The sequence below is a fragment of the Lentimonas sp. CC4 genome (assembly GCF_902728235.1).
Classification (GTDB): Bacteria; Verrucomicrobiota; Verrucomicrobiia; order Opitutales; family Coraliomargaritaceae; genus Lentimonas.
Window position 1 is genome coordinate 2,434,376 of record NZ_CACVBO010000001.1, and the last position, 25,667, is coordinate 2,460,042.

A 25,667-nucleotide genomic window follows, 5' to 3' on the forward strand; every position below is an offset into this window, starting at 1 on the left:
GCCCCGCAATAGCACTGTTTCTGCGCATTCTGCGGCGAAGGCAGAAAGGGCTCCTTGCAGTGATGGCACTTCCTCTTCCTGCGTCGTTTCATCCACTGAAACTAGCAACTCATCCGCCTCGGCTCGGAGGAAGAAAATACAGGAAGAAGAGATTTATTTGAAAGTCAGAGGAAGAAAATGAGAAGAAGATACACTTTCAAAACGCCAGTCCTACACCACTTCTAAACCGCCGCTGACACCTGTAGTCCAGTTAACCACTTTTCTCGTTTCATCGAGAACCTATGGCCAGACTGCGATGTGAAATTGCCCAAAATCGAACCAGCGACCAAATGGTTAACCAGCCTTATATAAAATAAGCCCCTGAAAATCAGGGGCTTACTAAGTGGAGTTAACCACTTCGAACCTTAGTTCGTGTTTTTATTAGAATGGCTGCTCGGGCTGGGATCGAACCAGCGACCAAGTAATTAACAGAAAATAAGTTGCTTGCGCCAAAGGTGTGAGCGGCGAAAATGAGGCAGACCTGTAACGCGCTCTCTAATGACAACATAGAGACACCGAAGTAGATTGGCCATTAATTAAGCGCTCGAAGTTCATCAGCTGGGGGCTATTATTTAGCCCCTCTTTTGCTTAAAACTCTAAATCTGGGGCTTTCCGGTCATCAGTTTATGATTTCTTATTCTGAGCATCAGATCGTCTATCCTTGGGCTTAATTGTGAAAATTTTGTATATCGTTCGAGTCGGAATAATAGTTTTGAAACTGACTATGTTCTTCCCAAAGAGTGAGAATCAGCTCTTTATTGGAAGTCTTATCGGTCGAGGAAACTTACACCCTTTTGGGTGTCGGTCGTTCGACTTTTGATACTTGGATTGCTGATGGTGAGTTGCCTTATATCAGTGAGTTGGGTGCCCGGAAATACTTCTCACCTCAAGATATCCTCGATTTTCTTCGGCAGAACAAAGTGGTTTATCCGAAGAGAAGTCGAAGGATATTGGCTGGAGTTCGTTCGAAGGTGTTGTTGACGCCGATTTCTGGCGATATAATCGACTGGCCGTTGATGAGACGTAGCGAGTTTTTACGAGCTGGATATTTCCAGCCTGGATTCGCACGGCGAGTGATCGACATGAATTTGATACCATACATCAGAATTGGTAAGACGGTCTTTGTTGATTTAGAGTTGTTGTCGCAATATATACGTATGTGCTGCACCTATGTCCCTCCGACACGGGAGAGCCTTGGGTTCTAATTTTAAGCGATTACTTTGAAGGTGTGATCGTCCAAAATTTCTCAGCGTCTTCGGGGGTGACTCTCTTTAGGTAGTGCTTGCGAAGAATCTGTTCGCTGTTTCCAGCTTGCATTGCGGTGTCGTAGGCAGATCTAGTTTTCGTGGCTAAGTATGAGCAAAACGAGTGTCGCAGACCGTCGTGGGGGATCTTGGTCGGGCATTGTTCGCGAAAATCTGAGTAGTGCCGACTGTAGTAGCTTTTGAGTGATTGGGCTTTGGAGGAGATTATTGGATATTGCTCAAGTGGATACCTTTCCAAGAAGCTTCGAAGGCTAGGTTGGATGTCTATTTGGCGGGCTCCACTTTCTTTTGCGACGTAGGCGGAAATATTGATCACTCCATTTTTCAGATCAATGATACTATTCGGGTTGTTTGATTTAGAGAGCTCTTCATGGAGCCGCACCATCTCGCCGTCTCTGTCCGGTCGAATGCCAGCGAATAGGGCGAGTGCAATAGAGGTAAGCATTTCTCCATTCTTATGGTTCTCCGCAAATTCGATCACTTCCTTGGCTTGATCTACTGAAAGTATCTCTCTCAGATGCTCAATCTTTCTGCCTTTCGCGGGAACAATGATGGATTGACCGGGATTTGAGTCGCATGCGGCGAAATACTTTCGATCATTCTCTTTTGCCCAGTTGAAGAAGCCTATTAGTGCGGCTTGATAGTGATGGATAGTTCCTCGTCCAATTTTTTGTTGGTTTGCGAACTTTTCGAAGCATTTTGAAAGCTCAACTCCTGAAATCTCGTCAACCGAGCAATCAAACCAGTCCTCCAGTTTTCTCAATCGCCCCATTAGGTTATCGCGATACTTTTTAGTGACTTCACGCTTCTTCAAAGTCTCTTCATATTCGTCGATAGCCTCCTTGAGGGCTTTCGTTTGAAGATCGGGGACATAGTGCTTCTGAAATTCACGCACCATCCATGTTAATGATTTTCCTGGATAGTTCTCTTGTAAGAACTGAAGTGCGGCTTCTGCGTCGCGAACTTCACTCTTCGAAAGTGGCGTCATGACTGGCGCGTTCAATTCGCTGATGCCAGCAAGTTCCGCCTCGATGAGCTTTAAAGCCTGATTGGCTTCGGTCTTGGTTTTGTAGCTTTTGCGGGTGCGCTTTCCGTCGATGGTTGCATCAACCTTGTAGGTGATATTGCCAGATGGATGAGGAATTTCTACTATTTTGGGTTCAGTGTTGCGTGCCATAATAGCTTTACATTGACCGAATATCGGTCAATGTAAAGTAAATTCCTTCTTATTGCGCTTGGGTAGTGGTGGAGGTGGCGGGAGTCGAACCCGCGTCCCTCGTGCTTTCATACGTGGCATCTACATGCTTAGCTTTCAATTTATTGTCGTTGCCGGATCGCCTAAATGCGAGCTATCCAGTTTCCAGGCTTCCTAAATACAACCGATGAGCGGAAGCCAAATCATCAGTTATGCCTGCTAGTCGACGCCTCACTCCCTTAGCAGGTGTCTAGGGTGAAACGTTGCCGCTTTAAGCAGCAAGAGCGAATTGTTCTTCGCCAATTATTATTTGTAATGGATTGATACGGAGCCTCCATTATCTCCGACATGCAGCCTCGCATTACGACACAAGGTCGAATCCGTGACACCCCCTAGAAAGAATTAGGAATTCAAAATGTAGAATTAAGAATTTAGGGAAAGATACGGAAAGAACTTGGTCCGCGTTTGCGGAGGTTCTCTCAAAGAACGAACTGAACTGTCACGCGGCTTGAGCCAAATTGCAAGTCTCGCTTTAGTGCTTTATCTCGACTTTCGAGGGCGATTTAGCGGTCTTTGAATAGATACATCAGGCCTGATCCGCCCATCCCGATGACCATTTTTCCTGTGCCAATGTTGCCGTCGTCGACTATTGAATCGAGGTGTAGTGCTTGCTCTGGAGTGAAGTCTAAGTTGTAGACGTAAAAATACGTGAATTTGTCACTATTACGGTAGGACCAACTGTAAGTGCCGTCGGTCCATATTTTGGGTAGGTATCCTTTAATCGGCTCCGGTAGGCTGTTGATGCTCATGCGTGCTGGGTAAGCGCCTTTGGCGGTGCTGTAGTATTCGATGGCTTTGGTGATAACGCGGATGTCGTTTGCCGTTACAGTGGTTTTTGCGCGGTGCGCTGCTGTCATGACCTCTGGGACGGCTAGGAGCGCGAGGATGCTAATGACTGAGACGACAACCAGTAGCTCGACGAGTGAAAATCCTCTGGGGGGTTTGTTCTGCATTGGGGTGGGGTGTATACGCTATTCGTATGGAGTATGAGCTTCTCATCTTCTACGGGAATGTCAACCCAGTGGGCAGATTCGCTGGTTCAGTAACTTGTTGATAGCAACGACTTGCTAGTCGTTGCTAGTCGTTGATTAGATTCTCAACGTAGGCTTTGTGTGTGTGGGGGTCGTATATCACGGTGCCTGTGCGGTGCTCTGTATTCTGGACGATGAGTCCATTGCGCATTGTGATGCTAATCGCGCTTTGCCAAGCTTTGAATTGTTCAGCCGAGATGCTGTTGTCGGGAGTGATTGGTTTGGCTTGCTGGGTCTTATCGACTGGAAGGTAGGCTTTATAGCGGCTGAGGATTTCTGGCTCGCTGAGGTGCTGCACTTTCATCTGATTGCTTCGAGCCCATCGATTGAAATTTTCGGGGCTGATAGTGAACTCGTAGACTTGAACTTGTTTTGAGCGGTAGTAGGAGACTTGGGAGGCATAGTTGGGTAGCCATTTTACAGACTCTACGTTTTCGCCGAAGTCGGGTGAGCTGCTTAGAGAGTAGAAAATGGCGAGTGGCAGGGCTGGGATTAGGGCGCAGAGTGCATACAGTGCTCTTATGTCTCGACGGCTCTTGGGCTTGAAGGATTCGAGTGCGTCTTCGTGGAAGCGCAGCATGATATTTGCTAGTGTTTTATCGATGCCTTCTCGTGCGATGAGTTCTTCATAGGGGAGGAGGCGCCAACGTTTTTGTAGCTTAGTGTAGCGCTCGAGAGCTTCTGCTTTGAGCGCTTGTTCTGTAGCGTAATCCGTGTCTATTTTTAGCACGCTCACATAGCCATCTTGTGTGACCCGTGTCCATGCCTCGCTTTCGCTCTTGAAGTAGCCTGCGAGTTGAAAGCGATCCATATTCCAACGTCGGTGCCCAGCATAGATCACTTCTGTGTCGTCTTCGAAGGGGCCGTTGTGAAAGTCTAAGCGAACTTGGCTTTCTTGCAGGCCTGCCGCAGTTCGGTAGCCGGTTTCTTTTTCTTTGGTGGTGAATGCTCCTAACGCATGTAGCGAACCATCGTCTTCGACGCGTATTAATATATGCAGATAGGAGATCATTTGGGACTCATTAGAGGTGTCACCACTAATGGATGATATGCGTGAATAGTGTCTGGATTTCTCCTGATTCTTCGCTGGTGAGTCAATACTTTGCGGTGCGTTGTTCCCACCTAAATACCATTGTTTTGAATGGCTTGGGCCTTATGTGATTTAGTGTTGGGGGCATTGCCTTAATTATGGGCTACGTTTAATTAGCACTTTCCTTTAGTGCTGGCAGGGCTGTGCTGCGTGCGTTGCAGCTGAGCGCAAAAAAGCCCGACGCGTGTATGCGTCGGGCTTTGTTTGAAAACGATAGACGTTCGACTTTTAGATGAGGTCTTTGACTGCTTCGCGTTCTTCTTCGAGCTCCTTTACGGAGGCGTCGATTTTCGCGCGGCTGAACTCGTTGATTTCGATGCCTTGCACGACTTCGATCTTGGTGCCGTCGGAACGGACTGGAAGTGACGTGATGAGGCCTGGAGTCGTGCCATAGCTGCCGTCGGAGCAGATGCACATGCTGATGCTGTCGCCTGCTGGTGTCGGTGTGACGATCTTGCGAACTGCATCAACGATGCCGTTGGCAGCAGATGCAGCAGAAGAGAGGCCGCGTGCCTTGATGATCGCTGCGCCACGTGTTTGCACGTCAGGGATGAAGGTGTCCTTGAGCCATGCTTCGTCGCCGATGACTTCAGCTGCAGACTTGCCGCCGATTTGTGCGGAGTAGAAGTCTGGATACTGAGTCGCGGAGTGGTTGCCCCAGATGGTCATGTTGGTGACCTCGGTCACGTCGACACCTGCCTTTTGGGCGAGTTGTGTCTTGGCGCGATTTTCGTCGAGCATGGTCATTGCGAACCAGCGATCGTTTGGCACGTTCTCTGCGTTGTTCATTGCGATGAGGCAATTAGTGTTGCAAGGGTTGCCGACGACGAGAACGCGGACGTCTGCTGCTGCGTTTGCGGAGATCGCTTTGCCTTGGCCAGTGAAGACTTTGCCATTGATGCTGAGTAGGTCGCCACGCTCCATGCCTGCCTTACGAGGGACGGAACCAACAAGGCATGCCCAGTTGACATCCTTGAAACCTTCGTCGAGGTCAGTTGTCGCTACGACGTCTTTGAGGAGTGGGAACGCGCAGTCGTCGAGCTCCATGACGACACCTTTAAGTGCGTCCAGTGCGGGTGGGATTTCGATCAGATTCAGTGCAACTGGTTGATCGGGGCCGAACATAGCGCCAGAAGCGATACGGAAAAGAAGGGCATAGCCAATGTTTCCGGCTGCTCCGGTGACTGCGACGCGAATAGGTTGTTTACTCATGATTTTCGTTTTTCTATTGGGTTATGGTGTAATTAAGCAGTGAAGGTGGGTGCTAATGCTTGGTAAGCATCTTTGATCATCTTCTCGGTCGTGTCCCAATCGATGCATCCGTCTGTGATGGATACGCCGTATTTGAGGTCTTCGACTGGCTGCGGGAAGGATTGAGCGCCGTGGTTGATGTTACTTTCAACCATGCCGCCAATGATGCTTGGATCGGTGAGGCTCTGTCTGACGAGTTCTTCGAACACGGCTGGCTGACGAGCTGGGTCTTTTGCGCTGTTGGCGTGGCTGCAGTCAGTCATGATCGCGGGCGTGAGGCCTGCGGCTTCGAGTTGTTCGCGTGTCTTTTTGACATCTTCGACACTGTAGTTCGGGCCTTTAGAGCCGCCGCGGAGGACGATGTGGCAGTTTGGATTGCCGTTGGTTGTCAGCGCGTTGGCCTTACCTTCGTTATCGATGCCGAGGAAAGTTTGTTCTTGGCTGGCTGCCTTGATTGCGTTGAGCGCTACGGTGAGGCCGCCGTCGGTGCCGTTTTTGAAGCCGAGGGGCATGGAGAGGCCGGATGCCATCTGGCGGTGTGTCTGGCTCTCGGTGGTGCGCGCGCCGATTGCGGACCAGCAGATGAGGTCGGCAATGTATTGCGGTGTGATCGGATCGAGTAGCTCTGTGGCGGTTGGCACGCCGAGGTCGATCACTTCTTTAAGGAAGCGGCGGGCGATACGTAGGCCTTCGGGAATGTCGCTCGTGCCGTCGAGGTTCGGATCCATGATCAGTCCCTTCCAGCCGACGGTGGTGCGTGGCTTCTCGAAATAGACGCGCATGACGAGCAGCATACGGTCTTTGACCTCTTCTGCGAGTGCGGCGAGCTTGTGCGCATATTCGCGGCCAGCCTTCAGGTCGTGGATCGAGCAGGGGCCTACGACAACGAGGAGTCGGCGGTCGTCTCCGAAGATAATTTTGTTAATGGCTTCGCGACTCTCAGCGACGAATTTGCCTGCGGCTTCCGTTTTTTCGATCTCTTCGCAAAGTGCGAGTGGAGATGGTAGCAGAGTTTTGGAAGAGATATTGATATCGGTGACTTTTTTCACAGGCGGCGATGTGTAACGAACCTTGTGTGTGGGAACAAGCCATAATTCCAATCCGTGCGTGAAACTCGAATTCTCACATTGATAATTTGTAAAAGTCGGGCAAGTTGCGGCCTATGGAGTCTGTTTTTGGATATGAGTATGAGCTAGCGGCACACCTGCTGGTGACGGATGAGGATGCGGCGGATTTTTTGCAGAGCCAGTTCTCGAACGAGCTGCGTCCGTTTGAGGCGGGGCAGTGCACCTATGGGCTGTGGCTGGACGTCAAAGGTAAGGTGATTGCCGATAGTGTGGTGCTTTGCGAGGGCGAGGAGCGTTTTCGTGTTCTCAGTGAATGCTCCGCTGCTGAGGTGATTGAGCAGAAACTGGAGCAGCATATCATTGCGGATGATGTGGAGATCGATGTTTTGCCAACGGGTGCGTCGATCGCACTGGTGGGGGAAGGAGCTGAGGATACATTGAGTGCGATGGGCTATTCGCTGCCAGCGACTGATGCGTTTGTGGACGTGGACGGACTACGGATTTTTCGTGGGCGTCGTTCGTTGCAGCCATGCTTTGAGCTGTGGTCGGAGTCATCGGCGGTGATTGCAGGGCTTAAGAAGCGCATTGAGGACAGCGGGGTTATCTTTGTTTGTGAGGCACAGGTGCAACTGGCGCGGATCGCGGCGGGGGTGCCGAGTGTGCCTGATGAGATCGGTCCGGGGGATTTGCCTGGTGAGGGGGCATTGGTTGGCAGGGGTGTGTCGCTGACGAAGGGCTGCTATCTCGGGCAGGAGGTGGTTGCACGGATGCACAATGTGGGACGACCGCAGCGTGCTTTGTTCCGGGTTTCTGGTGCTGAGAAGGCTCCGCAGTGCCCGATTGCATTATATAGTGCAGAGTCGAAGAAAGTTGGGGAGTTGCGCAGTGCATTTTCGACTGAAACTGGGTGGCAAGGTGTGGCATTGTTAAAGACGCGTTATGCTGTGGTTGGAGAGTCGCTGAACCATGACGGCGGATCTGTCGAAATTGAGGCGCTGTTTTCGGCGAAATCGGAGGGCTCTGAATAATGGAAACCGAGCAGGATCAGCTGAATCTTATCAAATCGTTATTTTTGAAAATGGGAGCTTCTGAGGAGCAGGCTAAAATGATGGCTTCGCAGCTTTTCAAACGAGCGGGTCAAATTGCATCAGATCGAGGGGTTTCAATTGTTGAGGCGGTCGAAATCCTTTTAAAACAGGTGGTTGAGGCGCAACAAGGGCGTTGATATAGCTCTGGGAGCGGTGTGGCGGACGGGTATGCCCCGTAAACGTAGGGAAATAGCACCTTCAGGGCGATTTGATGTTGACGATTCCGAGTTCGAGGCGTCTCTTCTCTTACGGTCATAAGGCCAAATAACCTCAATAACAAATATACACGTTTATGAACAAAGCAGAACTTGTTGCAGAAGTGCAAAAATCACTAGGGGCAGACACATCCAAAGCAGCGGCAGAGCGCGCTATCGAAGCCGTTCTTGAAGGTATCAAGAAGGGCATCAAGAAGGACAAGAATGTTCAACTTATTGGTTTCGGCACATACTCCGTAACACAACGCGCAGCTCGTGACGGCATCAACCCACAAACTGGTGAGAAGATCCGCATCAAAGCTTCTAAAGCAGTTAAGTTCAAAGCAGGAGCTGGCCTCAAGGCTGTTCTCTAGTCTTTACCCCAAGACCACGCTTTTCAGAAACCCGCAGCTTAGGCTGCGGGTTTTTTCGTTGATAAGGAGTGGAATGCTGTGTGGTTGGCGTGCTGTGGGCGAATCTCACTGTGTGGGAATGAGCTGTGTGTTGAAAACCAGATCGAATGATCCGCACTTTCATAGGGCAATGCTAAGTGCGTGATTAACCGTGGGGGAGGGGGCAACTTTGCCGACTCACCCTTCGTGAGCAGCTCTAGCCTTACGCCTACCAGACGTAAGAAGCCGCGAGCGCAAAGCTGGTGCTGTCGAAGCCTTTGTCGGTTTGTGTTTCTGTGCCGACGTAGGCGGCCTTGACTCCAAAGCGAGGGGTGAATGAATAGCCAGCGCTGAATGCCCACGCTAGGTTGCGCTTGCGGTCGTGCTTGCGGATGCCGTTGACTTTCGACTCGCCGCCTTCGCCGTAACCGATGCTGGCGCTTGCCCAGATGCCGGGCTTATAAGTATAGATGAGGTGCCCTTGGGCGGCATAGAACGGGTCTTGCTCGAGTTCATTGTCGTTCCAGAAATCGTCGTTCTTGGTGTAGCACCATGCTGCGACGGTGCCTTCGTAAGTCCATTTGCCGCGATTGTGGACGACCCCGAGTTGTGGACGGATGACGGTGCGGTTGCCGCTGATATTGAGTAGCTTGTCGTTGTAGTATTGGCCGGTGGGTAGGGTGACGACGACACCTGCTCCCACGATCGTTTCAGATTGATAGACGGATTTTCGGTAGTCTTTGAACGCTTTGCCTTTGAGGGCGGGGGCGCCGTAGAGATTAATGGCGAAGCGCATGGAAGAGTCGGTAATGCCATTGCGCTTGGCTTTCGCCTCTACGCCGTCGACTTTACCTTCCCATTCGGCGTCTTGATAACCTTGGGCTAGTTCGATGCGGGCAGACTTCTCTAATAGTGAGAAGGTGCGCACGTAACGAACGGCCGTGGTGTGGATCGTCATTTCGACGTCCTCTAGGTTGAGGGCTGGGTCGAAGTAGATGTCGCCCTCTGTATAGACCTGGCCGACTCCGATCACGTTAATGTCGGACGGCAAGTGACTCCAACGCCGTGGCGTGAGCTCCTGTGCGCAGAGCGATGTTGCCAAACCTCCAGCTAAGCTGAAAGCGAGCAGGAGGCGTTTGGCAATATGCTTGAGCATCGGAGTTGTTACTTACTTACCGAGCTTTTCGGCCGTTTCTTGTTCGAGGCGTTCGATGTATTCGGAGACGTTACAGGTGAGCATACGTGTGCTGCCAGGAGAGACTTCGAGCACCTTGTTGACCACGCCATCGAGGAAGGCACGGTCGTGACTGACGAGAATGACGGTGCCTTCGAAGAGATTGATCGCTTCCTGTAGCACTTCCTTGGATTTGATATCAAGGTGATTGGTCGGTTCGTCGAGAATCATGCAGTTGCTCGGATGCATGAGCATCTTGGCAAGTGCGACGCGGTTTTTCTCACCCCCAGAGAGGACGGATGTCTTCTTAAGTGCTTCGTCGCCGGAGAAGAGCAGTGCGCCCAGTGCCCCGCGCGGGTTGGCGTCGTCGTTGCCGATTGCGGCCTCTTCGACTTCCTGTAGCACGGTGTTCTCGGGGTCGAGCTCTTCGGCTTGCGACTGGGCGAAGTAGCCGAGCACGGTGTTGAGACCCTTTTCGACAGTGCCGCTTTGATAGGGTTCGGTGCCGGCCATGATGCGGGCGAGGGTAGATTTACCGGCGCCGTTGACACCGACGACTGCGATGCGGTCACCTTTGTCGATACGAAGGTTGAGGCCGTTAAAGATGACGTTGTCGTCGTAGGCTTTGTGCAGGTCGGTGATGGTGATGACCTTGGCGCTGGCTGGTGGTGCCTTCGGGAAGCGGAAGAACATCTTCTTCTCATCGCGTGGGATAGTGATGAGCTCCATCTTGTTGAGCGCTTTAATACGGCTCTGCACCATGCTTGCCTTTTTGACGTTGGAGCGGAAGCGGGTGATCCAGTCTTTGACTTCCTTGATCTCCTTTTGCTGGTTGGCGTAGGCCTTGCGCAGCACTTCGAGGCGCTTTTCGGTCTCTTTAACGTAGAAGGTGTAGTTGCCCTTGAAGCTGTTGAGGTCGCCCATCTTGAGTTCAAGTGTGCGGTCAGTGACTTCGTCGAGGAAGGCGCGGTCGTGAGAAATTACGATGAGTGAGCCTTGGTAGTGTTTGAGGTATTGCTCGACCCAGTTCTGCGAAACGATGTCCAAGTGATTGGTCGGTTCGTCGAGAATGATGAGGGACGGGTTTTGGAGAAGCAGCTTGGCGAGCGCGATACGCATCTGCCAACCTCCGGAGAACTCGCCAGTGTCACGGTCGAAGTCGGTCGCCTTAAAGCCCATGCCCATGAGGATCTTCTCGACGCGGGACTTCATCTTGTGCGGCTCGTGGTCTTCGAGTTGTTGCTCCCATTCACCGATTTGGTCGATCAAGTCGTAGTAAGCATCTTCACTGGTGTCCATCTCGACCATTTCTTCTTCGGCCTGCTCAACTTTCTTTTGAAGTTCGAGCACGTCGCCGAATGCACTCTCGGCTTCTTTGAAGAGGGTCTTGCCAGATACGGAGATGCCGTCCTGTGGCAGATAGCCGACGCTGACGTAGTCTGGCTTGTCGATGGAGCCTTCTTCTGGCTCGAGCTCATTCATTAGCATGCGCAGTAGAGTCGTCTTGCCGGAGCCGTTGGAACCGATGAGTGCGATGCGATCACGTGCACCGATGACGGTGTTAATCTTGTTAAAGAGAACCTTCTTGCCGAAGTTGTGATAGACTTGATTGATCGTAATCATGAGAAAAGTGATGAGTGGTGGTGAGCGTGAGAGTGATTAAAGCGTGAGGAGGCTGGCGGTCAGCACTTGCACCTTCACTCTCACTTTAGGCCCGAAGGGGCAAAGGCGCGGTATGTAAGCAGCTGATTTCCGAATGGCAAAGAAAAAGGTGTGCGTGACTCAGGACACAAAAAAGCCCGAGGAGTTCTCGGGCTGTATCATACTCACGCGCATCATGATTTCTGAAAAGTGCTGTGGCTCATGTGGACCTGCTGAATGTGTGAGTTGTTGGGGGAGGGATGGCCTCCGCGCCGTCCGCCGAGCCCCAGCACCGAACCTCAGCACCGAGCCTCAGCACCGACCCTCAGCACTAGCACACCGCAAGACGAAGCGGAGACATCTGAGCTAGTCCACGCCCCTCCCGAATGTGTTGAGCGAAAAATCACAATTCTTGATGTGCGGTTCTTACCGGTTGCGATACCGGATCGGCGACAGGCCTTCTTGCTTTTTGAAGGTATTACTAAAATGGGGAGCGTGGCAGAATCCGGTTAACGCGGCGATGGTTTCGATGGGCTCGTCGGTATAGCTGAGCAGGCGCTTTGCTTCGTCGATACGAATGCTGATCAAATGCTCACGAATACTCGTGTGCATACTCGTGCGAAAGCGGGTCTCTAAGCTGCGCCGGCTGATGCCAAACATTTCGGCGAGTTCGACGGTGCCGATCGAGCGCTTGAAGTTGGACTTTAGATATTCCAGTAGTTTGCGGATCAATGGGTCAGTCACCGCTAGGGCATCGGTGCTTTGGCGAATTGTGATGCCGCGCGGCTGGATCAATTTGAGACGTTGCTCCAGCCGTTGACCGTTCATCAATTGGTCGAGCATCGCGGCACCTTCGTAGCCGATCGTCTTTAAGTCGTGACGCACGCTCGAGAGTGGCACCGCTTGGTTTTCGCAGATCAGCCGATTGTCATCCGCTCCGAGGATTGCGATGTCGTCGGGCACGCGCAGTCCCGCGGCCATGCAGAGGTTTGAGAGCCAGACCGAGTCGTAGTCGCTCTTCGTGTAAATGGCGCAGGGCTTTGGTAATTCGTGCAGCCGCTGCGTGATATAAGTGGCGTCTTGGGGGCGCGTGGTGTCGAGTCGAATGCATGTGATACCAGCGTCCAAGAGGCGCTCGCTATAGGCGATATAGCGTGCGCGGCTCACAGGATTGCTCGCCAGCGCAAACCATGCGCAATGCCGATGCCCCATGTTCAAAAAGTGTTCGGCGCCTACTCGGCCAAGCGCTGGATTGTCGGCCGCCACCCGAGGTAGGTCGATATCCTCACGCCAAATCGACAGATCCACTGTGGGCACGTTGGCCTGCAATACAAATTCCTCCAACGCGCGGCTATTATTGAGCGATGTGATAATGCCGTCGCCCTGCCAATGCTCGGGTAGTTGAAAGTCCTTTAATATACTGACGTTCAAATGCCAGCCATGCTGCCCTGCATATTGAGCGATCCCTTCGTGCGCCGACTGGTCGTAGCTGCCTAATACCATGAATACATGTTTCACCTGCATATCCTGCGCATTTATGCAAAATATATCTATATTATGCAATTATAATGTCGGCGACAATCCACTAGCATTCTTCGTTTGTTGAGCTGCAGACTCATCTGCTCACGTCACTTTCCTAAATTAACAAACATTAACCCCACATTTAAACATCTCATGGCTATTGATATCAAATCCCCCGAATCTTGTGAATACGCATGCATCTCTCTTGGCGAGGTGATGCTCCGCCTCGACCCAGGCGAAGGCCGCTCGCACACCGCTCGTCAATTTACTGCCTGGGAGGGTGGGGGCGAATATAACGTCGCTCGTGGGCTACGTCGCTGCTTCGGCCTGAAAACAGGCGTTGTCACCGCATTTGCGGACAATCCAGTCGGGCGCTTGGTTGAAGATTTCATCCTTCAAGGCGGCGTGGATACACAATTCATCAAATGGGTGGACTACGACGGTATCGGCCGCAACGTCCGCAACGGGCTGAACTTTACTGAGCGTGGCTTTGGTATCCGAGGTGCAGTGGGTTGCCCAGACCGTGGTAACACCGCCGCGAGTCAGCTCAAAGTCGGCGATATCGATTGGGAAGCTATCTTTGGTAAACGCGGCGTGCGTTGGTTCCACACCGGTGGTATCTTTGCCGCACTCAGCGAGACCACTCCAGAGTTTGTGCTCGATGCCGTGAAATGCGCCAAGAAGCACGGCACCATCGTCAGCTACGATTTGAACTATCGCCCGTCCTTGTGGAAGGACTTCGGCGGCCTTGCCAAATGCCAAGCAGTGAACCGCGAAATCGCAAAGTATGTCGATGTGATGATCGGTAATGAAGAAGACTTTACCGCATGCCTCGGTTTCGAAGTCGAAGGTGTGGACGAAAACATTTCTCACATCCCAGTTGAAGCGTTCAAAAACATGATCACTAAAGCGACCAAGGAGTTTCCGAACTTCAAGGCGACCGCCACGACACTCCGTGCCGTAAAATCCGCGACCGTCAACGACTGGGCAGCGATGGCTTGGCACGATGGTGAATTCTACGAGTCGATTAAGTTTCCTGATCTCGAGATCCTTGACCGCGTCGGCGGTGGCGATAGTTTTGCATCCGGTCTGATTTACGGATTCCTCACCGAGAACGATCCGCAGGAGGCAGTCGACTACGGCTGTGTTCACGGCGCGCTCGCAATGACTACTCCTGGCGATACCACCATGGCGTCGCTCAAGGAAGTTCAGAAGGTTAAGGCTGGCGGCGGTGCACGCGTCGATCGCTAAGTCTGCATGAACATCCGTCGGCATCGGGTTGCCGACGGATGTTCGTTGCGATCAAAACGTTATCCATTAAAGCATGCCCCCAGCTGAGCCCTTAGCTTGATTGAAGTATGTCTAGGTGGCGCTTTGATGTTAAGCTTTTGATTTATTCAAATTCACTTATCAGAACGCCTTAAGTTCGTGCCATTCCGGACTGTTTTTTCTTTCCCACCATTTGCGTCTCATGGATCGGGGAGGGCTGTATGCATTGTAGCGATGTGACGCTAGTCACGTCTACGTCTTCAAGGTAATGCTTTTCGGGGATTTTTTTAATGAATGTATAACAATGATAGCTTAGTGATTATAAGAATGACGGAATGTCCCCATTTGGGCCCTCTCACTGCGATTGGTTCGATCATTCGCTAGTCCCATATAAGTGGGGTATTAAGGCGTGGGTGATAAATCTCATATCTTCGTTTAGTTCTATTTAGTTCACATTTGTATGTAGCCTCAGGATCTAAGGTGTCAGTCCAGTTTTGGTCACCTTCGTATGCAATCGACCATTCAATGAGTGCTTCTAGTGAGACGTCCTTTGCTTCTTTATTCTCGAAAAAGTAAAGGTCGGCGGTAACATCGATGAATCGGCGGTCTGCTTTCATCGAATTGGAAATCTTTTTTTCTGTTACAGATTGGTAACGTAAAGTCAGGGTCATGACTACGACGGCAGATATAATGACAACGGTTAATGCGACAATTTTCTTCATCGAAGGTGAGCTTGCGTCAAAAAAACTAATTTGCTACGGGTAAGGGGTCAAACGCAAAATCTAAAGATTTATGCTTTATTCACTAGATTACTGACGTAGTTTGGATGTCCCATTTGCAGGCGTTCTGCGATCCATGGATTCTTCGCTGTGGTTTCTTTGCGGAGGCGTTTGGCGATGCTGACCTTCCAGTCCGCTCCTTTAGGGTCTTGCGTGATGGCGTCTTCCTTCTTCTTTAAGCGCTTTAGCTCGTTTTGAACAATCTGCTCCCAGCGCACTTCGTTCAGTTCCTTTAGATCGACGCCCTCCCAGTTCACCAACGGAGCTGATTTCGCTAAATCTTTTGCTAGATCCTTCTTGGCTTTGGGGCTTCCCAGAAACCACCCTCGGCAATATTGCTTCGCTAGGGCTTCACGTTTTCGTGGATCTGCCTCGTCCTGTAGCTTCAGGTGTGTTTCATACTTTCGCATCCCAGCAAGCGTATCTGGCAAGTCACAGAGCGAAAGCAGTGTCGCGCGATCCAGCCCTTCGGGCCGTTTGCGTTTCCAATACTTCGGATAGCTGGACAACGCGTAGTCTTTCAGCTCATCAACGGTGCAAAGCTTCGCGCGCACTGGGTTTAGATGGATGTAGTTGATCAATCCGATCAATGGCCTATCCTCATTGATCAGGATCGATTTATAGCGCCCTTGGAATACATGACCGCGCTCATTGCGGAGTCGGTTAAAGCGCGTAGCAAAGGTGCTCTGTAGCCAGCGCATTCCGTCCACTAAGTTCGGATCCGGAGTCTCCACCGCCAAGTGGTAGTGGTTACTCATGATCACATAGGCGTGCAACTTCCACCCACAGCGCTCCACTGCTTCGAAGATTGCCCTCTCAAATGCAGCCCCAGTTGTCTGAGCGGTAAACAAGTTTTTGCGATAATTCCCACGGCTGATTACGTGGTAAATCGCTCCCGGATACTCAATGCGTTCTTTACGTGGCATTTGACAACATTAACGAGAGTCGGTGAGTGTCGTCAAATCTTTATATTTTGCGTTTGACCCCTTTTATCTTCCCTGCGATCCATGGATTCTTCGCTGTGGTTTCTTTGCGGAGGCGTTTGGCGATGCTGACCTTCCAGTCCGCTCCTTTAGGGTCTTGCGTGATGGCGTCTTCCTTCTTCTTTAAGCGCTTTAGCTCGTTTTGAACAATCTGCTCCCAGCGCACTTCGTTCAGTTCCTTTAGATCGACGCCCTCCCAGTTCACCAACGGAGCTGATTTCGCTAAATCTTTTGCTAGATCCTTCTTGGCTTTGGGGCTTCCCAGAAACCACCCTCGGCAATATTGCTTCGCTAGGGCTTCACGTTTTCGTGGATCTGCCTCGTCCTGTAGCTTCAGGTGTGTTTCATACTTTCGCATCCCAGCAAGCGTATCTGGCAAGTCACAGAGCGAAAGCAGTGTCGCGCGATCCAGCCCTTCGGGCCGTTTGCGTTTCCAATACTTCGGATAGCTGGACAACGCGTAGTCTTTCAGCTCATCAACGGTGCAAAGCTTCGCGCGCACTGGGTTTAGATGGATGTAGTTGATCAATCCGATCAATGGCCTATCCTCATTGATCAGGATCGATTTATAGCGCCCTTGGAATACATGACCGCGCTCATTGCGGAGTCGGTTAAAGCGCGTAGCAAAGGTGCTCTGTAGCCAGCGCATTCCGTCCACTAAGTTCGGATCCGGAGTCTCCACCGCCAAGTGGTAGTGGTTACTCATGATCACATAGGCGTGCAACTTCCACCCACAGCGCTCCACTGCTTCGAAGATTGCCCTCTCAAATGCAGCCCCAGTTGTCTGAGCGGTAAACAAGTTTTTGCGATAATTCCCACGGCTGATTACGTGGTAAATCGCTCCCGGATACTCAATGCGTTCTTTACGTGGCATTTGACAACATTAACGAGAGTCGGTGAGTGTCGTCAAATCTTTATATTTTGCGTTTGACCCCTTTTATCTTCTTTAGTTCTCTTACCTAGCGTGGAGGCCACTCGATAGATGAGCGGTAGCGAAATCTATTGAGTGCGCCGTTTGGTTAGCCTGTTAGCTCGGTTGAAATTGCAAGTGCTGGCAACATTAGTCCCAACGAGATCGCGGTAAAGTATAGCAGTTCAGTCAATGCGCAGGCAGCAAATAGTGATGACCATGCCTGTTGGTTATCTTTTTTTCTATTTATGAAGCTAAAAGCGAGTGTGACTAAGCTGATCGTCAAAAAAAGAAGTGTTCCTAGTGAACCGTATTCAAATGTCAGTAGTGCCAATTTGGGGTAGGCAGCTCCGTCAAGCAGGCTCGCCCAGTAATGCTCCATTCGAGGAATTAAGTTCAGAAATAAATACGTGAAAAACACATTCGTTGCCGACAGTAGTAGGAGGTGAATATGTGGTTTTCCTATCATTTATTTTTCTGGCTAACGTGGAGGACTGGCACCCAGCCCGAGTGATTAGTGGTTTAAATGATTGTCGAATACCCTGCGGCGAAAATGGGTTGACCAGCTCCGTCTGGATCTACTCGGCAGTGTGAAGCGGGTGAAGTTCGATTCCCTGAGGAACAACCACAATTCCACTATAGGGTGATGCAACATAGCTTTTGGTGTGAAGTTTGGGAGTCTTCGGTGCGGTTGAATGCTCCTCTTCTTTGATTTCTTTTTTAACGGCTTGAATTGGGCGATAGCTGATATTCTCAACAAGCCCACCAGTTATGTGTATGATTTTATTTTCGTAATTCAGAATTTCTTTCGACGAAGACTGAATGTAAGACCTCGGTTGACCAAGCTCACTCAATACTGATGCCTTTGTTTCTCCAATTTCGACAGCGTCCAAACTCGCTATGGATGCTATGAATGCTGTTACGCTTAATACGGTAGATGCTTTCTTCATTTTTTTGTAGATCGTCGAGGACTATCGCGTAGTGAGCGAGGGACGAGCGAACGGAGTTGATAGCTCCGTTTGGTTGTGATTTAGTTTCATTTGTAGTTCGTGGATTCTTGAAATGGTCTCCTTTTCATCAGATTCAGATAACTGCATTCCTTTTTCAACCTTTTCGCAGAGAGAGTCAGCGAATTCGACCATGCTTCTAGGGAATGTATCAACTCGTGGCGACCATATCACACCATGATATCCAGTTTGCATATGACCCGAAGAAAAGAAGTAATCGGTTCCATCCAATCCGCGATAGTTCTCTTTAGAGTAGGCAGTCTGTAGCAAACACTTCATCCACAGTCTGTTGAGCTCAACTGCTAGTGCACGTGAAACTTCTACCACATGCGGAGTCTCATCCTTGACTATCCGGAAAGTTAAAAAGAAACCTAGAGATTTTCTTTTCTTTTCAGCTTCGAATGTGAACTCATCGCTTTCTTGAAAATCTGGGTTTTCTTCCCACTCAATTTTCTCGTGTAGAGTGAGTGAATAATCATCAGCGAACGAAGGTCTCGCGGCATAAAAAGCCAGATTTGTGATTTGTTCTGGACGGAGAACTTCTGGGATTCTGCGCAGCCAAAGGTTATCAGGCTCTAAATGATTAGGTGCTTTCCCGTTCGGTAGCTGATAGAACTCCGCAGACTGCAGTCCTACGAGCCAGAAGCTAAGAAACACGATGGCTATTATGTTACTTTTCACAACGTGGAGCTCTGGCATCCCAGCCAGAGAGCTTTGAAGTTTAAGTGGTTATCGGATGTTTGGGAGCGTGAATGGGATTGTCCAGCAGCGTCTGGATATGGATTCGAGCGTGTCCCGTGAGTCTGCTCTGGGCAAGTGCTTTATCTTTCCTTGGCTCGGTTTGTTTTTAACCGCAGATTACGCAGATGAACGCAGATTCCTTTTATTCTGCAGCCTTTAGATCTGTGCAAATCGGTGTCATCTGTGGTTCTTCAATTCTTTCCCATATCGTAGAGGACACTAATGAGTGAGCGGAAGCGAAACTCATTGAGTGCTCCGACTGGTTCACATCTCATTCTTCTATTAAGTGAATGGAACTGCTTGGTTCGACATACACTGGAATGCCACCTCCTGCCCTTCTTCTCTGGCCCCAGATTAGAGTCTTCATGCTGCCACTGAGATCGAATTCAACCTTCCTGTCTTCACTTCCTGATTCTCTTAAAGCGTTAGCGTGATCTCTGATTGAGGCGCTCAACAGATATGCGCTCAACACAAGTGCGACTGAAATTAAGAGTGATGGTATTATGTAATTTTTCATTCTTTCTGTGAACGTGAAGATGTATCGATGGAGTGGAGGCGGAGCCGTAACGGAATTGATACTATCGACTGGTTGGCTTTTCGATTCGCCACTGAGGCTCACCATCGAGCATTACTTCTGATTTTATTTTAAATAATTTCGTGATTTCGATTTCAAATTCCGTATTCAATTGAGCTTTTTCAGAGTCACTGAGACTATCGTCTTCTAGCTTGATTTTCAGGGAGTCTAATATTGCTCGTTGAGCCTCGACCTCCTTCATGGTTCTGTCGATTGTCGAAGTTAAATTAAAATTGACGATCTCGTCTGCAAAATTCGATTCGATAAGTCCTCTGAAATCCCCCCGTTCTTCAATAGTGATTATACTCTCATAGGGCAGGAAACAGACTTTCACAGATTCTATAGCGGCTAGATCGAGGTTGCCTTTTAGTTCTTTTTCGACTCGTCCTTGAACTTTGGTTTTAAAAGAGTCTGTCAGGATCAGGTTCATCACTTCAGCATAGTGTTTTTTCCCTTTTTCAGTCGTAGTGTCGTATCGAACCATTTTCAGCGCGGTTTCTCCCTTAAGAGCCGAAAACATAAGGAGTATAGTAAGTGCTATGATGATAAAACGGTTCATTTTTAGTAGCCAACGGAGACGAGAGGAATAGATGAGCGCCAGCGAAATCTATTGCCTCATCGGACTGGTTCTGGACTCACTAGTTCTTGTTGGTTGATCTTTCGGTATTCGTCAAAAATAGGATTCAGGGAGTTATCGTTGATTTCCGTTTCTAGGAGGAATACTTGCTCGCATAGGAAGTCGATTTTTTGCTCCATCGATTCAGTTTTTCCTTCATTCATATCACGTTGAATTTCAGACATGGCCACTTGAAGAGGTCTGATTACGTCAGTGAAATGAACCGTTCTATCAATTCTTATTTTGATTGTGTGAAAAACGCTACTCGCACCCCATGTGATCAGGGCTGTTAAGATTATGGTGAACAGTATTTTCATTTCTTTCCCAGAACGTGGAGGCCACTCGATAGATGAGCGGAAGCGAAATCTATTGAGTGCGCCGTCTGGATATACCAGTGGGCGTTGCAATCGGGTTCGGCGCTTCGGAGTGGTTGAGGTTCATTTCAGTGGGTGATGTGTCCTGAGAAAACTGGACACGGGATTCTCTTACCAAGAGGATCATACTATGAAAAAGCAACGCTACACTGCGGAGTTCAAACAAGAGGCAGTTAAACTGATACTAATCGACGGGACTTCAGTGAAGGAAGTTTCGAAGCAACTGGGAGTCCCTGAAGGGGTTCTCTACAGCTGGAGGCAGAAGCATCTGGACGAATTGGAGGCGAATGCTCCAGAGGGTGCTCAAAGTCCAAAGGCATTGGCCAAGGAGAACGAACAGCTACGTAAGGAGCTGGCGAAAGCTCGGCGAATGAATGAGATTCTAAAAAAAACGGTGGGCTACTTCAGCGAGGGCGCGTGATGCAGTATCGATTTATTGATCAGAACAAGGATCGCTACAGTGTGAAGGAGCTGTGCGAGTGCTTCGAGCTGAGTCGGAGTGGCTACTACGACTGGCAACTGCGCAGCCCGAGCGCACGCAGCCTGGAGGATAACTCCTATAAGAGCCATATTCTCGAAGTTCACAAGCAAGCCAATGGGCGCGTCTACGGGCATCGTCCAATCCACCGTCACCTTCAAGATGAAGGGCTCGATTGTGGCCGCGACCGCACCCTGCGTTTAATGAAGGAACTACGGATCGACAGCACTCAGAAGAAAGGGTTCAAGCCATTGGGCACAAACAGTAAACATGATTTCGGTTACAGCCCGAACCTACTGAAGAAACTCGGCAAGCCGCAGGGATGTGATCAAGTTTGGGTAGCCGACACCACTTATCTACGCGTTCAAAACGGCTGGTGCTATCTGGCGACAGTGATGGATCTGTTTAGTCGGCGCATTATTGGTTGGAGCGTCTCCTCTGACAATGACTCGAAGCTGGTTTGCAAGGCCCTTAAATGCGCGGTTCTGACCCGAGGTGGTGATCTGCCGGAAGGACTGATCCATCACAGCGACCGAGGCAGCACCTACGCCAGCTACAGCTATGAAACATTGCTCAAGTCCTTTGGCATCTGTCAAAGTATGAGTGCTAAAGGCAACTGCTATGATAATGCTGCCCAGGAATCTTTTTACGGGAGATACAAAACATCGAGTGTCGGTGATACCATCTTCTTTGATGAGGCTGCCGCTCGTAGTCATGCCTTCGAGTATATCGAAGTCTTCTATAACCGTTTCAGAAAACACTCTTCACTGGACTACAATAACCCCATTCAGTTTGAGGAAAAATTTTACCCCCATGGGGGTAAGCAGAACGCAAGCCTACCGGCTTGCATCAATCACAACTAAACCACATAACACTAACAAAAGAACGGAATCCTCTGTCCGATAAACTCAGGACACATCAGGGACTTTTTAGATTCGTTCAGGGTGGTTAGAATGTGGTTTCATTCAACTCAAATATTCACAGAGGCCAGCGGAGCTGGAGACCGCTTATTTCCGCTTATGAACGCTTATTCTTAAGATTTAAATTCTGTCGCACGCCGTGCTGGATAAGTGTAAATTAGCGTCAATAAGCGGTTAAAAAATCTGGGTTCCTTCCTTCTGTATATCGTCGAGCATGAGCGATGGCGCGTTAGCGACATTGCTCACTGCGACTGGTTCGCATCCCTTCTAAGGTGGACAAGCACTTACTTGCTCTTTCGATAATTTCGGCTGTATCAAGCTTCCCCGTCATATATTTCATTTCTTTGTAACGGGGGGCAATGGACTGTGGCTCCCCGCGAGCACTTTCTAACAGCAAAATGCCTAAATCCCGCATCCTTGCTTTCCGTCCTGGATGCTTGATCCTTCGTTTCTGCAGATGGTCTCGAAACCTCTCTGAGATTATGATTTTTGATAAACTGTCGATTCTCTTTTGATTCACTTCGATTGCATTGAGCAAAGTATCAACTAGTTGTTCCTCATCGCTGCCAAGGATATGCAGGAATTGTGAAGTAGCATGGCCGTCGCACGGATCAGACTCGAATCGAGATAGTAAGTCTGCTCGATACTCATCAGTCCATTCCTTCTTCTTTTGAGGTGGTATGCGATCATACTCATCTGAATAGCCATCCCTTGCCATGTGGAACGAACTGCAGCCATAGCGGATGAAGAGTTCTCGAAGCTCTTCAAGCTGGATTGAGTTTGTCATTTTCTTTTTGCGAACGTGGAGCACTATCGCGACTGAAGCGCGGAGCGCGAAAGGAGTTGATAGCTGTGACTGGATCTACGCTTCATCGTCTGTAGTAGGCCATTCGACGTGATCACCGTCAAACTCTTCCCATGGATCATTCCATGACTCATTCATTTTCTTCCAGATCATACTTAGGACTTCATCTTTATCCATACCTGCCTCTTCTTCGAGTGCTCGGGAGATGTGACGAGCGGCATCTGCAAGCAGGACTCCCCAATTCTCAGGGTTCTTCTCGAAGACGCTTGGGTAGAGTGAGCACTGTAGCTTCTGATCGACAATCCAACCACTGATTAGCTCGATTGCTTGGTCGGCAGAGTGGCAGTCAGGAGGAATGGGAAGTTTTCTCATTTATTCTGTAGACGTGAAGAGTGCTCATGAAGTGAGGCACGAACTGAATTGAGCAGCTCGACTGGATCTACGCTTCATTTTGTCTGTTGATTGTGGGTGTGCTGAATCTCTTTTTTGTAATATGGATTTATTTACGTCAGAGTCAGCTCTTTTCATCGGTTTGCTTCATTCAATTATTTAACTTCGAGTTTGAAGCCATGAGACCCCTGAAATCGTCGCACCTGCTAGGACGAGTATGACTGGGACGACTCCAGATGCATCTGTCACAAGCGCTCCTAGTATCATGATCAATATGCCAGCAATGATTCCTATGTTCATTTCTTTTTGTAGATCGTGGAGGCCACTCGATAGATGAGCGGAAGCGAAATCTATTGAGTGCGCCGTCTGGATATACCGAGGGCTGTGCAATCGTGTTCGACGCTTCGATGGGGTTGAGGTTCATTTCAGTGGGACTTTTAAGATTCGTTCAGACTGGTTAGAATGTGGATTCATTCAATTCAAATATTCTCAGAGGCCAGCAGAGCTGGATCCGCTTAACTTCGCTTAAAATCAAATCTCTGACGTCGTGCTGGATAAGCGTTCAATTAGCGTCCATAAGCGGTAAAAAAATCTGGGTTCTTTTTCTGTATATCGTCGAGCATGAGCGATGGCGCGATAGCGACATTGCTCACTGCGATTGGTTCTAATTTCTTCGAGTGTTTTTTACCTGAGGCACTACAATGAATCCGCTCGATAAGATATTCACTGATTGTTCAGGCAGAGTTTTCTCTATATGTGCAAATGAAATCGATATATACCAGCGGTTCATGACATGATCCTCAGTAGAGTCTGGATCAATACGACGAACCTCGATTGCGTGAACGGAACGACCTTCATCTAGGTCATACTTTCTCTTTAGGTAATCATGCGCTTTACTTACAAAATCAGAAACATTGAATGGCAATTGGCCGTGGCCGTCCCAAGGCTTGCATTCTTTGATTCTATCCTGCGATGCGCTCCACTTGCTTTCCTGAGCCCAAGGTGAATCTGGCTCAGATGATTCCGAAACGCTGAACAGGAAGTCTTCTGCGTTCGCATAACTATAAATGAGTATGGATAGAGCGATGGCGTTAAAAATTCTCATTATTCCTTCTTAGAACGTGGAGGACTATCGTGGAGTGAGCGAGGGACGAGCGGACGGAATTGATAGCTCCGTCTGGATATGCCTGTTCATCGCTGAACCTCCATGTGCTCATCAAAATTTTCGATGTATTCGTCAAGGTTCTCTTCAAGCATCTTGATGTATTCTGTCGCAAAGTAATCTATGACTTCTTCTTTCTGTGCTTTCATTTCATCGCCTGACGAATAGCCGGTCGCAGTGACCCAAGCATTGAATCGGGCTGCAGAATATAGAAGTGATGCACTCACTTTTCCCGGGCCAATGTCTGCCTGAATCTGGCTATTGGAGAGGTTGATGTGAGCATCAGCTCGACTGAAAAATTCAGGATCAGTTTCCATTTTTAATTTTCTGCATATCGTAGAGCACTATCGACGTAGTGAGTGAGGGACGAGCGAACGGAGTTGATAGCTGCGACTGGATCTACGATTCATTTGGTCGGTTGGTTGTGGTTGATCTAGCTCCTCTGGATTTTTCAATTTCTGAGTTCACTAGAAATGGCCAGATTATGAATCCGATTCCACCAAAGGCGGTGAATATAATCGCAAGTGTTAGATTTCTTTTTGCATAGCCTGGGCTAATTAATTCTTTCGCGGCTAAATACATCGCGGTAAATGTTGCTAGGATCATGCAAATCATCGATCCGAGTAGGATCGTATCAAAGTTCGATTCTTTCCCTTTTAGGTAGATCGCAATGACCAGCACCACCCAAGTGCTTTTGTATAAAGTCATCATTGCTTTCTGCTTATTCATTTTCTGTAGATCGTCGAGGATGAGCATAGATGAGCGCAGCGAAATCTATTGTCTCACTCCGCCTTGATCTGCTTTTTGAGTCCCACCATGTAGAGCTTGTCCTCGCTCTTGCCTAAGACGTAGCTCCAACCAGCAGAACCTCCTTCGATTTTATTTTTGTATTTAATCTCGAGCATTTTGTAGGGCTCAAGATTGATGACGTATTCAGTTCCTTCGATGGTCATCGGTTTCTTTATTCTTTCAGCCATCATTGGGTAAATCTCAACAATCGCTAGGCTGTCTAATCCTCGGCTTATAGTGGCCTCCAGATTTCCTTGGGTTCCAATGAACTGTTTCGTTGGTGTATCCTCGTAAACCCAGACTTCTTTGAGCGCATCCATCGAGACATTCCCGGACTCAATGAATGTTCGAAAACGTGCCTCAAATTCTGCTTCCATTTCATCGGATGCAAGGCAAGTAAGCCCAATGCTGAAGAGTGTTATGAGTGTGATTATTTTTTTCATATTCTTTCGCAGATCAGTGTTAAGTCATTCATTCAATGAATGATATCAAGGGTGCGGGGTGTGTGGTTTTTATGGGAACTGCACTTCATCTGGTTAGTTTGGGACGTCTCTATTGTAGTGCTAGTATGGGATTGATCAGAATTAAGATTTGGAAGGTAAATCTATAGGGCGTTGCGGAGCAAGGTTTTGTTTCCGGCAAATCGTGCATTCAGAGGGCTTTTTCAAAACGAATGCATGATATCACTTTTATGAATATATGCGTTAGCCTGCGTCTTGGAGGTGTAAGAGTCTTATAATCAGTGGATAGTGGTTTGTTCGCTTTGGTTCTAATGAGTAATTCGTCCCGTCGAATCGTGCATTCAAATGTGCACGATTTTCGCCTGTTTATCACTGACCAATCGGGTTCAATCCTAGTATTC

29 protein-coding genes and 1 other RNA gene are annotated in these 25,667 nt (G+C 49.2%); 7 read left to right on the plus strand and 23 right to left on the minus strand.

What is annotated here, in order from left to right; translation table 11 throughout:
- Positions 1–779: 779 nt before the first annotated feature.
- Positions 780–1,244, plus strand: coding sequence for a helix-turn-helix domain-containing protein (locus tag GZZ87_RS10380; RefSeq protein WP_162027909.1), 465 nt, complete (start codon positions 780–782; stop codon positions 1,242–1,244).
- Between the two features lie 10 nt (positions 1,245–1,254).
- Here the strand turns inward: GZZ87_RS10380 and GZZ87_RS10385 are convergent, their stop codons facing one another.
- From GZZ87_RS10385 to GZZ87_RS10410, 6 genes are all read right to left on the minus strand, one after another.
- A complete protein-coding gene (locus GZZ87_RS10385) occupies positions 1,255–2,481 on the minus strand; it encodes a hypothetical protein (RefSeq protein ID WP_162027908.1) in 1,227 nt (408 codons plus the stop codon).
- Positions 2,482–2,547: 66 nt separating this feature from the next.
- Positions 2,548–2,892: a transfer-messenger RNA gene (ssrA, locus tag GZZ87_RS10390) on the minus strand.
- Between the two features lie 170 nt (positions 2,893–3,062).
- A complete protein-coding gene (locus GZZ87_RS10395; protein WP_162027924.1) occupies positions 3,063–3,512 on the minus strand; it encodes a prepilin-type N-terminal cleavage/methylation domain-containing protein in 450 nt (149 codons plus the stop codon).
- A gap of 124 nt (positions 3,513–3,636) precedes the next feature.
- A complete protein-coding gene (locus GZZ87_RS10400; RefSeq protein WP_162027907.1) occupies positions 3,637–4,602 on the minus strand; it encodes a hypothetical protein in 966 nt (321 codons plus the stop codon).
- A gap of 306 nt (positions 4,603–4,908) precedes the next feature.
- Entirely contained in the window at positions 4,909–5,892 is a 984-nt protein-coding gene (locus GZZ87_RS10405; RefSeq protein ID WP_162027906.1) for a malate dehydrogenase, read from the minus strand.
- A gap of 32 nt (positions 5,893–5,924) precedes the next feature.
- Positions 5,925–6,980: a 3-deoxy-7-phosphoheptulonate synthase gene (locus GZZ87_RS10410; protein WP_162027905.1), complete on the minus strand. Its 1,056-nt coding sequence runs from the start codon at positions 6,978–6,980 to the stop codon at positions 5,925–5,927.
- Between the two features lie 113 nt (positions 6,981–7,093).
- On the opposite strand from GZZ87_RS10410, the gene GZZ87_RS10415 reads away from it, so the two are divergent.
- The 3 genes from GZZ87_RS10415 to GZZ87_RS10425 all read left to right on the plus strand — a co-directional run bounded on the left by GZZ87_RS10415 (position 7,094) and on the right by GZZ87_RS10425 (position 8,654).
- On the plus strand, positions 7,094–8,026 hold the full coding sequence (locus GZZ87_RS10415) for a hypothetical protein (RefSeq protein WP_162027904.1): 933 nt from the start codon (positions 7,094–7,096) through the stop codon (positions 8,024–8,026).
- The gene (locus GZZ87_RS10420; RefSeq protein WP_162027903.1) at positions 8,026–8,223 is read left to right on the plus strand and encodes a hypothetical protein; all 198 of its coding nucleotides are present in this window, start codon (positions 8,026–8,028) and stop codon (positions 8,221–8,223) included. The genes GZZ87_RS10415 and GZZ87_RS10420 overlap by 1 nt, the downstream gene beginning before the upstream one ends.
- Positions 8,224–8,378: 155 nt before the next feature.
- Positions 8,379–8,654 (plus strand): HU family DNA-binding protein, encoded by a 276-nt coding sequence (locus tag GZZ87_RS10425; protein ID WP_162027902.1) that lies wholly within the window; start codon positions 8,379–8,381, stop codon positions 8,652–8,654.
- Between the two features lie 247 nt (positions 8,655–8,901).
- Here GZZ87_RS10425 and GZZ87_RS10430 read toward each other — a convergent pair whose 3' ends face one another.
- From GZZ87_RS10430 to GZZ87_RS10440, 3 genes are all read right to left on the minus strand, one after another.
- The gene (locus tag GZZ87_RS10430) at positions 8,902–9,828 is read right to left on the minus strand and encodes a transporter (protein ID WP_244648143.1); all 927 of its coding nucleotides are present in this window, start codon (positions 9,826–9,828) and stop codon (positions 8,902–8,904) included.
- A gap of 12 nt (positions 9,829–9,840) precedes the next feature.
- Positions 9,841–11,469: an ABC-F family ATP-binding cassette domain-containing protein gene (locus GZZ87_RS10435; RefSeq protein WP_162027901.1), complete on the minus strand. Its 1,629-nt coding sequence runs from the start codon at positions 11,467–11,469 to the stop codon at positions 9,841–9,843.
- A 444-nt stretch (positions 11,470–11,913) separates the two neighbouring features.
- Positions 11,914–13,011, minus strand: a complete 1,098-nt coding sequence (locus tag GZZ87_RS10440; RefSeq protein ID WP_162027900.1) for a DNA-binding transcriptional regulator — start codon at positions 13,009–13,011, stop codon at positions 11,914–11,916.
- Positions 13,012–13,161: 150 nt separating this feature from the next.
- Here GZZ87_RS10440 and GZZ87_RS10445 point away from each other — a divergent pair, with 150 nt between their 5' ends.
- Positions 13,162–14,259 carry a sugar kinase gene (locus tag GZZ87_RS10445; RefSeq protein WP_162027899.1) on the plus strand — a complete coding sequence of 366 codons (1,098 nt, stop codon included), beginning with the start codon at positions 13,162–13,164 and terminating at the stop codon, positions 14,257–14,259.
- Positions 14,260–14,657: 398 nt separating this feature from the next.
- Here the strand turns inward: GZZ87_RS10445 and GZZ87_RS10450 are convergent, their stop codons facing one another.
- The 7 genes from GZZ87_RS10450 to GZZ87_RS10480 form a co-directional block, all read right to left on the minus strand.
- Positions 14,658–14,999, minus strand: coding sequence for a hypothetical protein (locus tag GZZ87_RS10450; protein WP_162027898.1), 342 nt, complete (start codon positions 14,997–14,999; stop codon positions 14,658–14,660).
- A gap of 68 nt (positions 15,000–15,067) precedes the next feature.
- Complete coding sequence (locus tag GZZ87_RS10455) at positions 15,068–15,982, minus strand: transposase (RefSeq protein WP_162027897.1); 915 nt, start codon at positions 15,980–15,982, stop codon at positions 15,068–15,070.
- Between the two features lie 40 nt (positions 15,983–16,022).
- Positions 16,023–16,913 (minus strand): transposase, encoded by an 891-nt coding sequence (locus tag GZZ87_RS10460; protein ID WP_162071444.1) that lies wholly within the window; start codon positions 16,911–16,913, stop codon positions 16,023–16,025.
- A 614-nt stretch (positions 16,914–17,527) separates the two neighbouring features.
- Positions 17,528–17,899 carry a hypothetical protein gene (locus GZZ87_RS10465; RefSeq protein ID WP_162027896.1) on the minus strand — a complete coding sequence of 124 codons (372 nt, stop codon included), beginning with the start codon at positions 17,897–17,899 and terminating at the stop codon, positions 17,528–17,530.
- 21 nt (positions 17,900–17,920) lie between these two features.
- Entirely contained in the window at positions 17,921–18,655 is a 735-nt protein-coding gene (locus GZZ87_RS10470) for a hypothetical protein (RefSeq protein WP_162051217.1), read from the minus strand.
- 620 nt (positions 18,656–19,275) lie between these two features.
- Positions 19,276–19,830, minus strand: coding sequence for a hypothetical protein (locus GZZ87_RS10475; RefSeq protein ID WP_162027894.1), 555 nt, complete (start codon positions 19,828–19,830; stop codon positions 19,276–19,278).
- Positions 19,831–19,886: 56 nt separating this feature from the next.
- Positions 19,887–20,072, minus strand: a complete 186-nt coding sequence (locus GZZ87_RS10480; RefSeq protein ID WP_162027893.1) for a hypothetical protein — start codon at positions 20,070–20,072, stop codon at positions 19,887–19,889.
- Positions 20,073–20,391: 319 nt separating this feature from the next.
- On the opposite strand from GZZ87_RS10480, the gene GZZ87_RS10485 reads away from it, so the two are divergent.
- Positions 20,392–20,682, plus strand: coding sequence for a transposase (locus GZZ87_RS10485; RefSeq protein ID WP_244648024.1), 291 nt, complete (start codon positions 20,392–20,394; stop codon positions 20,680–20,682).
- Positions 20,682–21,602: an IS3 family transposase gene (locus GZZ87_RS10490; RefSeq protein WP_162026961.1), complete on the plus strand. Its 921-nt coding sequence runs from the start codon at positions 20,682–20,684 to the stop codon at positions 21,600–21,602. Before GZZ87_RS10485 ends, GZZ87_RS10490 begins: the two co-directional genes overlap by 1 nt.
- Positions 21,603–21,888: 286 nt before the next feature.
- Here the strand turns inward: GZZ87_RS10490 and GZZ87_RS10495 are convergent, their stop codons facing one another.
- The 7 genes from GZZ87_RS10495 to GZZ87_RS10525 all read right to left on the minus strand — a co-directional run bounded on the left by GZZ87_RS10495 (position 21,889) and on the right by GZZ87_RS10525 (position 25,248).
- Positions 21,889–22,446, minus strand: a complete 558-nt coding sequence (locus tag GZZ87_RS10495; protein ID WP_162028301.1) for a hypothetical protein — start codon at positions 22,444–22,446, stop codon at positions 21,889–21,891.
- 75 nt (positions 22,447–22,521) lie between these two features.
- The gene (locus GZZ87_RS10500) at positions 22,522–22,836 is read right to left on the minus strand and encodes a DUF5076 domain-containing protein (RefSeq protein WP_162028300.1); all 315 of its coding nucleotides are present in this window, start codon (positions 22,834–22,836) and stop codon (positions 22,522–22,524) included.
- 177 nt (positions 22,837–23,013) lie between these two features.
- Positions 23,014–23,154, minus strand: coding sequence for a hypothetical protein (locus tag GZZ87_RS10505; RefSeq protein WP_162028299.1), 141 nt, complete (start codon positions 23,152–23,154; stop codon positions 23,014–23,016).
- Between the two features lie 364 nt (positions 23,155–23,518).
- Entirely contained in the window at positions 23,519–23,959 is a 441-nt protein-coding gene (locus GZZ87_RS10510; RefSeq protein WP_162028298.1) for a hypothetical protein, read from the minus strand.
- 86 nt (positions 23,960–24,045) lie between these two features.
- Positions 24,046–24,333, minus strand: a complete 288-nt coding sequence (locus GZZ87_RS10515) for a DUF3144 domain-containing protein (RefSeq protein ID WP_162028297.1) — start codon at positions 24,331–24,333, stop codon at positions 24,046–24,048.
- Between the two features lie 82 nt (positions 24,334–24,415).
- Positions 24,416–24,745 (minus strand): hypothetical protein, encoded by a 330-nt coding sequence (locus GZZ87_RS10520; protein ID WP_162028296.1) that lies wholly within the window; start codon positions 24,743–24,745, stop codon positions 24,416–24,418.
- Positions 24,746–24,798: 53 nt separating this feature from the next.
- Positions 24,799–25,248, minus strand: coding sequence for a hypothetical protein (locus GZZ87_RS10525; RefSeq protein WP_162028295.1), 450 nt, complete (start codon positions 25,246–25,248; stop codon positions 24,799–24,801).
- Positions 25,249–25,667 lie beyond the last annotated feature (419 nt).